Origin of the sequence: Acetobacter sp. (assembly GCF_022483985.1) — a bacterium.
GTDB lineage: Bacteria > Pseudomonadota > Alphaproteobacteria > Acetobacterales > Acetobacteraceae > Acetobacter.
Genome location: NZ_JAKVME010000003.1, coordinates 453,515 through 467,214, shown reverse-complemented (window position 1 = coordinate 467,214; position 13,700 = coordinate 453,515). Strand labels below are relative to the sequence as shown.

Genomic DNA, 13,700 nt, shown 5'->3' with positions numbered 1-13,700 from the left:
CTTTCGGGAGCCGAACAATTGCCCGGCGACAGAGCCCTGACGTTAAGAAAAATTGGTTAACAAACACTGCACAAATCCTTAAAATCCTCTGGAAAATAAGAACAAATACAGAATAAATTGCCTTATTTATTTTATTACTTTGAAAAATATAGAATATTATAAAAAATAAAACAGAACATCATCAGAAGATGATCTTCCCAGAAACAGCATTGCCTTCCTGATTGGCAAAACCAGTGTCCGCGCAGCCGCATGGATATCGCGTTCACCAGAAAGCAACGATGCCCTGTCTCCACAGCACGGCGCAAATTCACCGCCATACGGACGGGACCAAACACACCCCGACCAACACACAGGGTCCCCGTAGCCAGAGAAAATTTTCAGGCGTTCATCCAACCGGACAACTCGGAACGCGCAAGATGTTCCAACAGATCAATGGCCTGCGGACAGGCGTTCAGGCACGGAACCAGTGTCAATTCCTGACCGCCCGCCGCCATGAATTCCTCTCTCAATTCGTTACCAAGTTCATCCAGCGTTTCAATACAGTCCGCCATGAATCCCGGTGTGATAATGGCGACGCGTGTAATTCCCTTCGCTGGCAACGCCGCGACAAATGGCGCGGTATAAGGCTCCAGCCATTTCGCAGGGCCGAAACGCGACTGAAAGGTCAGAGGCATCTCTTCATCGGACATGCCGAGCACATCACGCAGCGCCACCACAGTCCGTTCACAGTCCTCGCGATACGGGTCACCTTTGGCGACATACTCGTTCGGCAAGCCATGAAAAGACGTAACAATCATCTGCGGCTTCTCGGACAGACCCGACAGGGAAAGCTGCAACGTCTCGGCAAGCGCCCTGATATAGACAGGATCATCCGCAAAAGCAGGAAGAGTGCGGATGGCTGGCTGCCGCCTTACCGTCATCAGGAAACGGAATAGCTGATCATTCGCCGTCGCCGTCGTCGTCGCGCTGTACTGTGGATAAAGAGGCATGAAAAGGATGCGGTCACATCCATCACGCACCAGTTCCGTTACAGCCTCGGCCACGGATGGCGAACCATATCGCATCCCCCAACCGACCCTGACACCCTCCGCCTGAAACCGCTCCGCCAGCAACTCCGCCTGCTCTCTTGTATAGGTACGCAGGGGACTTTCATTTTTTTCCTCGTTCCAGATCCGCCTGTAAGCCTTGCCGCTCCGTCCCGGTCGGACCGTCAGAACCACTCCCTGCAATATCGGCTGCCAGATTGCGGGATTGGCTTCGATCACACGCTGATCGGAAAGAAATTCCGAAAGATAACGCCGTACCGCAGCAAAGTTGGTGTCATCCGGCGTCCCGAGATTGGTCAGCAGCACGCCAATACGCCCACGTCCCATCGGAGCGGTGGTTTCGTTTTCGGATGCGACGTGAATGAAAGCCATGAATATCACCGGGCAGACAGCCGACATGATGCCGGAACAGGAAAGACAGTTAGAGCACTTCCATTGAACCCGTGTTCAGGGAAAGGGCTCTGGCAGACGGAGACAGACCACCTCCGGGGGCATCTGTCTCCAGATCTTTACGATCATTGTGTTTTTCGGGTCGCCGTAACCGTCGTTTCAGGCTCCGTCGCCGTCGCAGGCAACACCAGAGAGACCGTTTCTCCCGGTGACAGTTCACCCATCCGGGCCAGCAGATCACCTCCGACCTCCAGTGAATAGGGCCGTCCGGCAATCTGCACGCGCAGACCCGTAAGCGGCTGCGGCGCAGGCACCACAAGCCCATGCTGATCCGTCAATTCCATGCCTGAGATGGGAAACAGGCTTCTGGCGGTGTAGAAGGGCATTGGCGCAAACAGAATCCCCTCCCCCCGGTCAGGAGCCCCGAGCACGACACTTCCATCCTGCCGGGTGGCGATGAAACCGCCCCGTGCATCGGCATAAGGCCCGTCACTATCCAGAATCCGGAAGGCGAGCGCCACGCCCTGCTCCATGACCGGTTCGATCTGCGGCAGAGGCATCGGACGTGTTTCGCGCTTGAGCAACACGAAAGGATCGTGACTCCGTGCGGGATCAATCCCGAAGATCAGACCCGGCAGACCGCTGGGCAGATCGGCGGGCGCACGGGCCACCATCCGGTCATCAAGGGCATCGTTATGCAGAAATCGACCGTAGCTGTCGTAAAGCCAGATTTCATCAGCACGCGGTGTCTCCGCCACAGTTCTCTCCTTGCCGCGATTCCTTCCCCTGCCGGGGAAGCGCGATCGTCAGTCCGATCCTTTTAGACCAGTTTGCACGCATTTCCGCATGAGCGAAGAAAGCGCAAGTCCATCCACCTTTTCAAGCGCGACAGGAAAGCCTTCCTCCTCGCGAGGATTGGGCATACTCCTCACCCGCGCCGCATACACATCGATCAGCAATGTAAAATGCGTAAAGACGTGCCTGACCGACCCCGCGCACTCCCATTGCGGAACACGAAGCCCCCCGGAAGCACGATCAGCAAAAGGGGCGACCTCCGCCACTTCCTTCACACTCCACGGCTTCTCCCGCCATTCCGGCCCCGGCAGTTCTATCGTCCCGCCCAACAATCCCTGCGGCGGGCGCCGTCTGACCAGAACCTGATCCGCTTCATCCATCAGCAGGAAATGCACGCCATGACGGGTCGGGCGCTCGGCCTTGGGTGATTTTTTCGGCAACTCCGCTTGTATGCCCAACTTCCGCGCCTTGCAGGGCTTCCGCCACGGACAGAGCACACAGGCGGGAGAGCGCGGCACACAGAGCGTGGCGCCAAGATCAAACAGGGCCTGTGCAAAGTCCGATGCCCGTGCCTGCGCCTGCGGTCCGGCATTCAGAGTCACGGCTTTGGCCGCCAACTGCTTCCGCGCACCCGGCATCGGCTCCTGCATGGCGAAGATACGCGCCGAAATCCGTTCCACATTCCCATCGACAGGGACAACCGGCACACCGAAGGCAATCGCCGCTATGGCCGCCGCCGTATACGCGCCAATACCCGGTAACGCCTGTAAACCAGCTACATCCCGGGGAAACTCCCCCAGATGAACCACCTCTTCCGCACAGCGATGCAGATTGCGGGCGCGGGAATAGTAGCCCAGACCCGACCATGCCTGTAGCACTTCATCCAGAGGAGCACGCGCCAGCGCCCTGATATCGGGGAAGCGTTCGAGAAAATTGTGGTAATAAGGAATGACTGCGGCGACTGTCGTCTGTTGCAGCATGATCTCGCTGATCCAGACATGGTAGGGGTCAGCCGTCTCACCCGGCAGGGCGCGCCAGGGAAGGGTTCTGCGGTTATGGTCGTACCATGCGAGAAGATCTGAGTCTGAGGGAATCACGGAGCCAGTTTATGAAACCCGCACGACCGACACGCAAGAGCGAGACAGGAACAGCCGAGCCTCCACGTCGCTCCTTCAAGCCGCGCGATCTGGGCAGCATGATCCCCAACCTGACACGGGAAGCCTTCCGCAAGCGCTCGCCCGCAAGCGTGACACTGTTCATCGACTGGATGCAGATCGTGGGAGAATCGCTCGGAACACGCACCGAACCACGCAAGCTGTCGGCAGGCACGCTGACCATTGCCTGCCGTGGACCTGTGGCGATGGAAATCCAGCATATGCAGACCGCCCTCATCGACCGGATCAACACATGGTGCGGCCAGAAGATCGTTGAACGTCTCAAAATGACGCAGGATTTCCAGCCCACGAGCCAGACATCCGGTCGTCCGGCGCGGCGCCCGGCGGTCCATGTGCCGCCTGTCGTTGTCGATGACATGCCGGAAGGACCGCTCCGGGATGCTCTGGAAGCGCTAGGCACGCGTCTTGCCGAACGTAACGCGACCCGGAAATAGCCCGGACGCTCCAGCACACCGCCCTGAAAGAGACGCGATTAAAGAAACACGATTCTGGCATTACAGAATCACAGGGCCGAAGTGCGGTTAATTTACTTTCAAATCATGGAGACATGCGAGAAGAGCCCGGAACGAATGACCTGGCGTTTCTTCCGGGTACGAATCGCGGACCTTATGAAAACCCCGGACACCAGGTTTATGAAAGACTTTCCCGAAGCACACGAAGCGGACCTGCAGGCCGATCGTGATTTCCTCATCCGCTGGCGACAGTCATCGGCACGGGACACCGCCATCATGCTGCGCGCCAGCCTGCTGCGCCGCACCAACCCGGAGCTGGTCAAGGCCGTGGAAACACAGGCTGACACATCGCTTTCTCCAGTGGACTGAACCGCTGGCCCTGACGAAAACAGGGGTCTTTCGACCCCTGTCCGTTGTACCAGTATCGTCCCGCACGCTGCTTATGGAATGCAGACCAGCTTGCGGTTGATGAACTCCTCGATACCGAATTCCGACAACTCCCGGCCATAACCGGAATTCTTGATGCCGCCGAACGGCATCTCCGGGCCGCCGCCACTCATCGCATTGATGAACACCATACCGGTTTCGATGCGTTCGGCGACACGCCAGCCCCGCTCGGTGTCCTTCGTGTAGACCGAACCACCCAGCCCGAACGGCGAGTCATTGGCCAGAGCAATGGCCTCTTCCTCATCACGCACACGGTAGATCGAAGCGATCGGGCCAAAGATCTCCTTATAGAAGATCGGATTGTCCTTCGTGATATCGGTCAGGATGCCTGCCTGAATGAAGAAGCCTTCCCGGTTGAGGCGCACGCCGCCCGTCAGCAGCTTCGCACCGCCTTTGACGGCGATATCGACCTGTTCCAGCACAAGATTCATCGCGTTTTCGCTGCTCATCGGACCGTGCGTGCTCTCCTTGTCCAGCGGGTCACCATAACGGAACTCACTGACCGCAGCCTTCAGACGCTCTGTAAATTCGTCCGCGATGCTCTCATGAACGATCATGCGCTTTGCGGCGGTGCAGACCTGTCCGTTGTTCTCAAAGCGGCCGAAGATGGCGTTCTGGACGGTCAGATCCAGATCCGCGTCCTCCAGCACGATGAACGCATCCGTGCCGCCGAGCTCCATGGTGCTCTTCTTCAGGGCCTTGCCTGCCTGCGACGCCACGGCGCTGCCTGCACGCTCGCTACCTGTCAGGGCCACGCCGCAGACTTCCGGGCGTGCGATCAGCTTTTCCGACTGGTCGTTGCTGATGAACAGGTTGCTGTAAGCACCCTCCGGAGCGCCTGCGTCGATAAACAGCTGTTCGAACGCCAGCGCGCACTGCGGCACGGTCGGCGCATGCTTCACCAGAACCGTGTTGCCCGCCATGAGGTTTGGCGCAGCCACGCGGGCAAGCTGGTAATACGGGTAATTCCATGGCTCCACGCAATAGATCACCCCAAGAGACTGGCTGATGACCTGCGCCTTGCTACAGGATGTCTTGATATCCTTGGGAGCAAGGATTCTCTGGGCATTATCCGCGTAGTAGTCGAGAATATCGGCGGAAAACTCTATCTCGCCAATGGATTCACCGATGGACTTGCCCATCTCCGTGGCGATCAGGGCCGCGTGCTTTTCCTTGTCGCGGCGCAGGGCTTCCGCAGCGGCCTTGACGATCTTCCGGCGCTCTTCGAAAGAACGGTGACGCCAGTCATCCTTCCACAGGCCATGAGCTTTTTCCAGCCTGGCGATCATCTCGGCGTCAGTATGCTCGTCAAAAGTCTTCTCGACCTTGCCCGTGGTCGGGTTGAGTGTCTTGTAGGCAGACATGACGATCTCTCCTCTCTGATGTCCGGATTGCAGTCCTTACCCGAGCCGGAAGCGGGTGTGTCACGGCATACTCCAACGATTTTTTCAAAACGAAAAGAGGATGGGAGTGGCTTTTGTTCCAGTTCGTTTCGATTTCATATCAGCCACATCACCGGAAGCGATCGAAGAAACTCATTTCCTCACCTTAAAACAACAGGTTTTTCAATATCGAAAAGGATAAATTAACTTCCCCATATTAACGAAAACACATTCCCTTCTCATTTTTCCGGGCGCTCCATTCCCCGGAACCGGTGCCAACCTGAGATGAAGCCACAGACATTCGTCATCAATCTCGAACGCCGAGCTGACCGCAGGGACGCCTTTTTCCGCAACAATCCTCACATGCGGCATATCGAAATCTTCAAAGCCATCGACGGCTATGCGCTTTCCCGGACCGATCTGGTGGCAGACGGGATCATCGCGGTCGAAAACCGCTATGTGGAGCCAGCTCTCGGCGTTCTGATGTCTCATCTGACACTCTGGCGGCACGCCGTCAGCAGCAACCGTCCCGTGACGGTGCTGGAGGATGATGTCATTCTGCATCACAGATTTGACAGTCTGACCCAGAGGTTGATGGAACAGCAGAAGCAGTTCGACTTCATCGCATGGGGAGTCAACACCGACTGGCCCATCCGCATGATCCCCGGCGCGGGCATGCCCGAGGCCACGCTGCTTTTCGACAGACAGATTTCCTCCCATCAGATGGATATCGAGACACCGCCGGAATCGCTCCACCTCCTCCGATTGAGCGGATTTTCAGGTCTGTGCGCCTATACGGTCACGCCGCAGGCCGCCGGGATGCTGCTCAGAGACCTGTTGCCGATCGGAAACCAGCCTGCCAGCGTGCGTTATCTGCAAGCCGGGCTGGGACTGGAGTCACATCCTGTCATCTGGTCCAACAGTGGGCTTGATGTCGAACTGAACCGACACACGCAAAGGATGACTTTTCTTCTGGGCTTCCCTTTTCTGGCCACACCTTTAAATGACTGGGCGAACTCGTCCTTCACACGCAACGCCCACTCTATTTCTAACAACGTGTTTGTCTGAAATATAAAGCGCGGAACCCTTTATCGCATCACTCGTTGGAAAAGCATTCATATGGCCATCTCTGTTCTGCCTGCCGGAACGGGATGTGGTTGTCGCTTTTCTTTCGAGATCCGATGGAGGCACTCATGCCGAAGGACAAAAATCCTAGCCCCAGCGTCGATAACGGATTGCATGACCATGCTCCTGGCGCCGGGCTCGTCAAAACAAAAGATACCGTTGCTCCGGGCGGCGAACTTCACCAGACCATCGCGCATGATGGAGACCACTCTGATGGTGTCGCCCATCTGACCGACAATTTCGGTCACCGGATTTCGGATAATGAAAATTCGCTCAAGGCGGGCAGGCGCGGGCCAACCCTGCTGGAAGATTTCATTCTCCGCGAAAAGATTTTCCATTTCGACCATGAACGGATTCCCGAGCGCATCGTGCATGCCAGAGGTTCGGGCGCGCATGGTGTATTTGAATGCACCAGAGCCATCCCTGAACTGACGAAAGCGTCGATCTTTCAGAAGGTCGGCACGACCTGCCCGGTCTTCACGCGCATCTCCACGGTGGCCGGTGGTGCGGGCTCCGTGGATACCCCTCGCGACGTCCGGGGCTTTGCCGTCAAATTCTATACTGACAGCGGCAACTGGGATCTGGTCGGCAACAATATTCCGGTCTTCTTCATTCAGGACGCGATAAAATTTCCTGACCTTGTCCACAGCGTGAAGATGGAGGCTGATCGAGGCTATCCGCAGGCCGCCTCCGCCCATGATACGTTCTGGGATTTCGTCAGCCTGATGCCGGAATCACTGCACACGGTCATGTGGGCCATGTCCGATCGCGGCATCCCCCGCTCGCTCCGCATGATTGAAGGGTTCGGCGTCCACACTTTCCGGCTTGTGAACGCAAAGGGCGAAGGAAAATTCGTAAAGTTTCACTGGAAGCCTGTTCTGGGCATTGAATCGACAACATGGGATGAGGCAGTAAAAATCGCTGGCGCCAACCCCGATTTTCATCGTCAGGATCTGTTTGAAGCAATCGTCCGGGGCGATTTTCCGGCATGGGATCTCGGCATACAGGTGTTTGATGCTGACTGGGCCGCCAGGCAGCCCTATGACGTGCTGGACGCCACAAAACTGATTCCGGAAGAAGATATTCCCGTCGAGATCGTTGGCCGTATGACGCTCAACCGGAACGTGGACAATTTCTTTGCAGAAACCGAACAGGTCGCGTTTCTACCAAGCAATATCATTCCCGGCATAGATTTCTCCAACGATCCCCTGTTGCAGGGGCGCCTGTTTTCCTATCTCGACACACAGAAATCCCGTCTGGGAACAACCAACTTTCACCAGATTCCGATCAACGCACCCAAATGCCCGTTCAGCAACTTCCAGCGTGACGGCATGATGCAGACGCTCGTCCCCGTCGGTCGCGCCAATTACGAGCCAAACAGCCTTGCTGAGGCTGGAGAAAACGGTGGTCCTAGAGCCTGTCCGGCAACAGGGTTCAAAACTTTCGAGGAAAATGCTGAAGACAACGACCCGACCCGCAAGATTCGCTTACGTTCAGAGACCTTCGCTGATCATTATAGCCAGCCGCGCCTGTATTACCGCTCCCTCACGGAAAGCGAGCAGGCTCATACGGCATCAGCCATTGTCTTCGAGCTATCCAAGGTTCAGATTCCACATGTTCGAGAACGCGTCGTGGCGCAGTTGCGCAATGTTGACGAGTCTCTCGCCCAACGGATTGCAAAAGGTCTGGCCATGGAACTCCCGGTCAAGGCCAAAGCCGCAAAAGAACCCGTTGATCTGAAAATTTCCGATGCGCTTTCCATTCAGAAACAGGCAAAGAGCACTCTGCAAGGCCGCCAGATCGGAATTCTGTTTGCGGAAGGGTCAGATTTACACGAAATCAGGAAATTCAAGACTCTGATCGAAGGACAGGGCGGAACAGCAGTTCTTATCGCTCCCAAGGTTGGAGGTCTCCCGGTCAAGGGAGGCACACTTCAGGCTGATGGGCAGCTCGCCGGATCACCGTCGGTGCTCTACGACGCGATCATCTCCATCCTGATGCCGGATCAGGCCAGAAAACTGACCTATGATTCCGCAGCAGTGCAATGGTTCATGGATGCCTATACCCACTGCAAGACGATCGCACACTGCAAAGGCACGCAGATCATCCTTGACCGGGCAGGAGTAGAGAAGGACGATGGGGTCATTCCACTCGACGAATTCGAGAAAGTCGGCGTGAAACGGCACTGGTCACGTGAACCGAAAGTGCGTGATCTTGCCTGAAGGATACTATCTTTTTCCGTCAGGCATTATACGATAGCCGATTTTCCTGATGGTCGCGCTTTTGTAACGGACGCTCGCAGATATCTTGTGTGGGATGTTCTCGTCTTTCGGTCAGTTCCGCTGTCTGCCCGCCTCTTCTCTACACGCGTTGTGTCGGGCAGGGAATGGTATTGTGCTACGTTTTGTCGGCGACCTGAGCAAAGGTATTGACACATTCTTTTTCAAGAAAAACAAAAAACCTTTTGGTCGATCAAACAGCTCTTCAGAAAAATAAAAAATCTGGCTTCCAAAAAGAGCAGACAGCACATTTATTCAGTTTTGACCCGTCTCAGGGGAAAACTGCGGCTTTTCCCCTGAGATCAACGCAAAAAGCCAATGTTACTCAAACGGCTTCCTTACGCTCTATAGTGTAGCGATTGACCGGAATAGAAAGACCAAGATTTTCCCGGAATATTTCATGTTCATATTCCTGCCGGAACAGACCACGTTCCTGCAGAATAGGCACAACATGCTGAACAAAAAGATCAAGCTGTCCCGGCAGTGGCTCAAACAGAACAAAACCATCCGCGCCTCCGGATTCAAACCAGTTCTGCAAGGCATCAGCAACCTGTGTTGGCGTGCCGACAAAATCGCCACGCGGCGTGGCAAGCTCAAGTGCAATCTGTCGAATGCTCAGATTATCCTGTCTCACCCGCCTCAGAATACGTTGCGAGGCGCTCTGGTTGCTTTCGTTACCGATCTGCTCCACTTCAGGAAAAGGTCCATCGGGATCGTACTGCCGGAAATCGTGATCATTGAATGCACGCGAGAGAAAACCGAGGCCAGTCTCTATGGAGGTCAACGCAACAAGTTCCTGATAACGCGCCTCCGCTTCTTCCTCGGTCAAACCGACAATAGGTGCGGCTCCGGGCAGAATGAAGGGCAGATCATCTTTCCGACCCAACTTACGTGCGCGTGACTTGAGATCTGCGTAATAAAGGCGTGCTTCATCCAGATCAGCCGGACCACAAAAGACAGCCTCCGCGTGACGTGCAGCAAAATCACGTCCCGTCTCAGATGCTCCAGCCTGAAAAATGACAGGCTGCCCCTGAGCAGAACGGTCAATATTCAGAGGTCCACGGACCTGAAAGTGAGAGCCGGTATGATCCAGTTTGTGCAGTTTCTCAGGATCTACAAACACACCCCGGACTTTGTCACCAACCAGCGCGTCATCCTCCCAGCTATCCCATAGCCCCTGTACGGTTTCCAGATGCTCCGCCGCGATGCGATAGCGTTCACTATGGGCTGGGTGCTCTTTCCGGCCAAAGTTTGCGGCCGTGTCACTCAACCACGAAGTGACGACGTTCCAACCTGCGCGACCATGACTGATATGATCAAGAGAGGCGAACTGCCGCGCAACATTGAACGGCTCCGTATAGCTCACGCTCAGCGTGCCGACGAGACCGATATGGTCGGTAACAGCAGCCAAGGCCGACAGAATTGTAAGCGGTTCGAAACGATTGAGATAGTGCGGGCTGGATTTCTCATTGATCGACAGGCTGTCAGCAACAAAAAGGAAATCGAATTTCCCTTTTTCTGCGAGTTGAGCCTGTTTGCGATAAAAGGAAAAATTTGTGCTGGCTCGCACATCCCGTTCCGGATGGCGCCAGTCATCCCATGTGCGTCCGACGCCATGCAGAATGAAGCCAAGTTTGATCTTACGTTTCTGTGTCATTTTACCATTTTTCAAAACAGAGTGTGATCAGGCGGCATCAGCACGCGAAAGACCTTCACGTTTCTCTGCTGTCCATCTGTTTTCGGGAATTGAAAGACCGAGATGATCTCTCAGTGTTGCACCTTCATATTCAGTCCGGAACAGGCCTCTTTTCTGCAGGATCGGAATGACATGCTCACGAAAAGCTTTGAAATCCCCAGGATTGGTGACGCGTACGTTGAAGCCATCCGCTGCCCCACCCACAAACCAGCGTTCAATCTCATTGGCCACGGTTTCCGGTGATCCAACAAAGTTGAGACGCCAGCCTCCATAACGCTCCGCCGCCTGTCTCAATGTCAGATTATCAGCCGCCACTCCCCGCAGAATACGCTCTGCGTGACCTTTGTAACTATTCAGGGTCAGATTACTGACATCCGGAAAAGGTTCATCGAGCGGATATTGCCGGAAATCATGATAATTGAAGGCCCGACCAAGAGCGACAAGCTTTTTCTCTATGTCCAGCAAGCCTTCCCGCTCAATCGCGATCTCTCGGGCCTTTTCATCTGTTTCGGCAATGATCGGAGCAATGCCGGGCAGAACGTGAATGGAATCAGGGTCACGGCCCAGCGCTTTCGCCCTCCCTTTGAGATCCTTGTAATATTCAAGAGCGGAATCGAAATCCTCTACCGCTGCAAAAGTGCCGTCCGCAATCTGCGCTCCCAGTTGTCGACCTGCGTTGCTGTCGCCAGCCTGAAAAATGACAGGATGCCCCTGCGACGAACGACTCAGCGCCAGAGGTCCTGCAACAGACAGGAATTCGCCTTTGTGATTGAGGGCGTGCTGCTTTGACTTATCAAGAAAAACGTCGTTTTCCTTGTCATAGGGAAAGGCATTGTCCTCATAGCTATCCCAGAGCCCCTTCACTACATCGACAAATTCTTCTGCCCGCCTGTAACGCAGAGCATGATCAAGGTGCTTGTCCTGACCATAATTGCGTGATGCTCCTTCAAGCCCGGTGGTCACCACATTCCAGCCAGCACGTCCTTTGCTGATATGGTCGAGTGAACCGAACAGACGTGCGACATTGTAAGGTTCCCAGTACGTGGTGGTAAGCGTTCCCACCAAACCAATACGCGATGTGGAAACCGCAAGAGCTGACAATAAAGTCAGCGGCTCCAGACGATTGAGGAAGTGTGGCGCAGTATCCCGTGTAATAAATGGACTGTCGACAATGAAGACCAGATCGAACTTGGCCTCTTCCGCCAGTCGTGCATTGTGGATGTACCAATCAATATCGATGCTGGCATTTGAAGGCAATTCCGGATTCCGCCACTGGCTGAAATCCGTGCCGACCCCGGCAAGAATCGCACCAAACCTGAGCTGTCGCTGTCTGATAGAGCTCATGACACTCCCCCTGAAGGATAGGAACGTGACATTGGCGTTGGATTTCATCTGCCGATAACGAGAAATATTAAATTGACGAATATCGCATTCAAAACAATCACCATTGATTGCAGGACATTGAGTAAGAGAAAAGAAAAACTCGTTATGAATAGGAAGGTTCTCTGAGTAGAAATTTGGACCCATTCCGTCGCGAGGCGTTCCTGTGCATCTGGCCCTCTTTCTGACCCTGTCCGGCCTGCATCTTGGAGGTTGGCGACATGCTACATCCTCGGACGCTGATCCTATGGATGTCAGGGCCTATGCTTCCCTTGCCCGCAAGGCGGAGCGCGCAGCTCTCGACATGGTTTTTGTTGCGGACAAGCTGGCAATCGACAGCAGTTATGGTGGTTCCACCGAAGCAACAGTGACCAGTCGCGCCATCGGTTCACCAGAACCTCTGACATTACTTTCCGCACTCTCTGTCCTGACGGAAAGAATCGGCCTCGCCGGAACGATTTCCACGACCTACACAGAACCCTACCACGTCGCCCGTATGCTGGGTGCGATCAATCATTACAGTCACGGGAGGGTGGGCTGGAATGCCGTCACCTCGGTCAGTGATGGGGAAGCCCGGAACTTCAGTCGCAAAAATCATCTTGGACACGCCGAACGCTATGATCGGGCCGCAGAATTCATCGATGTGGTGCAGTCACTCTGGCGGAGCTGGCAACCCGATGCCATTGTGCGGGACCGGGAACGGGGTCTCTACGCGCTCACGGACCATATCAGACCGATTAACCATGAGGGGCGGCATTTTCAGATAGAAGGCCCTCTCAATATCCCTCCCTATCAGGAATCCCCTCCTGTCCTTATTCAGGCCGGTGTTTCCGAACGCTTTTCGGATATCGCAGCCCGGTATGCAGAAGTCATTTTTCCGGTTCTGACGACCGTTGCCAGAGCACGCGATTTTGTTTCTGGTTTCCGTCAGAAAACAGCGTCGGCAGGTCGCGATCCCAGCAAGGTCCGTATCCTTCCCGGATGTATCCCTGTAGTTGCGGAAACAGACTCCCTAGCTGGAGAATTTCAGGCGGAGCTGGATGCGCTCATCCACCCTCTTGCAGGCCTGACTTTCATGTCCGGCAGCATGAATCATGATCTTTCTCGGTATTCCGCCAATGAATTGATTCCAGATCTCGATTCTGAAATCCGGGGCAGCCGCGGTCGTTTCCTACCCTTGATCGCAGATGCAAGAGCGCGAGGACTGACACTGGAGCAGACCGCGCGCTCCTATGCCCGGGATCTATCATTCCCTTCCTTTGTCGGCTCTCCGGCTACTGTAGCCGATCAGATGATGTCGTGGATCGATGAGACGGGAGTAGACGGTTTTACGATCATTCCCCCCAACTGCCCAGCTTCAGACGATCTGTTCTTTGACGCTGTGGTGCCCGAACTTCAACGTCGAGGGGCATTTCGCCGGAATTACAACGGAAAAACTCTCCGTCATCATCTGGGACTCTGACACAGAGGAACTGGCATTCCTCCCACTCTCTCCTGCCCATGTTCATCTGAACGGCCGGTTTATAGGAAAAC

The 13,700-nt window shown here is 55.1% G+C and carries 11 protein-coding genes; 5 read left to right on the top strand and 6 right to left on the bottom strand.

The annotated features are described in order from the left end of the window. Window positions 1–377: 377 nt before the first annotated feature. The 3 genes from hemH to mutY form a co-directional block, all read right to left on the bottom strand. On the bottom strand, window positions 378–1,418 hold the full coding sequence (gene hemH / locus LKE90_RS16230; RefSeq protein ID WP_291494589.1) for a ferrochelatase: 1,041 nt from the start codon (window positions 1,416–1,418) through the stop codon (window positions 378–380). A 143-nt stretch (window positions 1,419–1,561) separates the two neighbouring features. Next, a complete protein-coding gene (locus tag LKE90_RS16225) occupies window positions 1,562–2,194 on the bottom strand; it encodes a hypothetical protein (protein WP_291494590.1) in 633 nt (210 codons plus the stop codon). A 48-nt stretch (window positions 2,195–2,242) separates the two neighbouring features. Beyond that, window positions 2,243–3,328 carry an A/G-specific adenine glycosylase gene (gene mutY, locus LKE90_RS16220; RefSeq protein ID WP_291494591.1) on the bottom strand — a complete coding sequence of 362 codons (1,086 nt, stop codon included), beginning with the start codon at window positions 3,326–3,328 and terminating at the stop codon, window positions 2,243–2,245. A gap of 11 nt (window positions 3,329–3,339) precedes the next feature. Here mutY and LKE90_RS16215 point away from each other — a divergent pair, with 11 nt between their 5' ends. After that, complete coding sequence (locus LKE90_RS16215; protein WP_291494592.1) at window positions 3,340–3,840, top strand: DUF721 domain-containing protein; 501 nt, start codon at window positions 3,340–3,342, stop codon at window positions 3,838–3,840. Between the two features lie 198 nt (window positions 3,841–4,038). Continuing rightward, window positions 4,039–4,227 (top strand): hypothetical protein, encoded by a 189-nt coding sequence (locus tag LKE90_RS16210; protein ID WP_291494593.1) that lies wholly within the window; start codon window positions 4,039–4,041, stop codon window positions 4,225–4,227. Window positions 4,228–4,298: 71 nt separating this feature from the next. On the opposite strand, the gene LKE90_RS16205 is transcribed toward LKE90_RS16210, so the two are convergent. Further along, window positions 4,299–5,669 carry an NAD-dependent succinate-semialdehyde dehydrogenase gene (locus tag LKE90_RS16205; protein WP_291494594.1) on the bottom strand — a complete coding sequence of 457 codons (1,371 nt, stop codon included), beginning with the start codon at window positions 5,667–5,669 and terminating at the stop codon, window positions 4,299–4,301. 303 nt (window positions 5,670–5,972) lie between these two features. On the opposite strand from LKE90_RS16205, the gene LKE90_RS16200 reads away from it, so the two are divergent. Together LKE90_RS16200 and LKE90_RS16195 are read left to right on the top strand one after the other, a co-directional pair. After that, window positions 5,973–6,755: a glycosyltransferase family 25 protein gene (locus tag LKE90_RS16200; protein WP_291494595.1), complete on the top strand. Its 783-nt coding sequence runs from the start codon at window positions 5,973–5,975 to the stop codon at window positions 6,753–6,755. Window positions 6,756–6,880: 125 nt separating this feature from the next. Next, the gene (locus LKE90_RS16195) at window positions 6,881–9,034 is read left to right on the top strand and encodes a catalase (RefSeq protein ID WP_291494596.1); all 2,154 of its coding nucleotides are present in this window, start codon (window positions 6,881–6,883) and stop codon (window positions 9,032–9,034) included. A gap of 382 nt (window positions 9,035–9,416) precedes the next feature. Here the strand turns inward: LKE90_RS16195 and LKE90_RS16190 are convergent, their stop codons facing one another. Together LKE90_RS16190 and LKE90_RS16185 are read right to left on the bottom strand one after the other, a co-directional pair. Beyond that, complete coding sequence (locus LKE90_RS16190; RefSeq protein WP_291494597.1) at window positions 9,417–10,748, bottom strand: LLM class flavin-dependent oxidoreductase; 1,332 nt, start codon at window positions 10,746–10,748, stop codon at window positions 9,417–9,419. 27 nt (window positions 10,749–10,775) lie between these two features. Continuing rightward, window positions 10,776–12,314 carry an LLM class flavin-dependent oxidoreductase gene (locus LKE90_RS16185; protein WP_291494598.1) on the bottom strand — a complete coding sequence of 513 codons (1,539 nt, stop codon included), beginning with the start codon at window positions 12,312–12,314 and terminating at the stop codon, window positions 10,776–10,778. 19 nt (window positions 12,315–12,333) lie between these two features. Here LKE90_RS16185 and LKE90_RS16180 point away from each other — a divergent pair, with 19 nt between their 5' ends. Further along, window positions 12,334–13,629: an NtaA/DmoA family FMN-dependent monooxygenase gene (locus tag LKE90_RS16180; protein ID WP_291494599.1), complete on the top strand. Its 1,296-nt coding sequence runs from the start codon at window positions 12,334–12,336 to the stop codon at window positions 13,627–13,629. The last annotated feature ends 71 nt before the right edge of the window (window positions 13,630–13,700 follow it).

What these genes read in the sequence shown, in the direction of transcription:
- hemH (WP_291494589.1), bottom strand. Translation starts at nt 1,418, where the DNA reads ATGGCTTTCATTCACGTCGCATCCGAAAACGAAACCACCGCTCCGATG.
- LKE90_RS16215 (WP_291494592.1), top strand. Translation starts at nt 3,340, where the DNA reads ATGAAACCCGCACGACCGACACGCAAGAGCGAGACAGGAACAGCCGAG.
- LKE90_RS16210 (WP_291494593.1), top strand. Translation starts at nt 4,039, where the DNA reads ATGAAAGACTTTCCCGAAGCACACGAAGCGGACCTGCAGGCCGATCGT.
- LKE90_RS16205 (WP_291494594.1), bottom strand. Translation starts at nt 5,669, where the DNA reads ATGTCTGCCTACAAGACACTCAACCCGACCACGGGCAAGGTCGAGAAG.
- LKE90_RS16200 (WP_291494595.1), top strand. Translation starts at nt 5,973, where the DNA reads ATGAAGCCACAGACATTCGTCATCAATCTCGAACGCCGAGCTGACCGC.
- LKE90_RS16195 (WP_291494596.1), top strand. Translation starts at nt 6,881, where the DNA reads ATGCCGAAGGACAAAAATCCTAGCCCCAGCGTCGATAACGGATTGCAT.
- LKE90_RS16190 (WP_291494597.1), bottom strand. Translation starts at nt 10,748, where the DNA reads ATGACACAGAAACGTAAGATCAAACTTGGCTTCATTCTGCATGGCGTC.
- LKE90_RS16185 (WP_291494598.1), bottom strand. Translation starts at nt 12,314, where the DNA reads ATGGGTCCAAATTTCTACTCAGAGAACCTTCCTATTCATAACGAGTTT.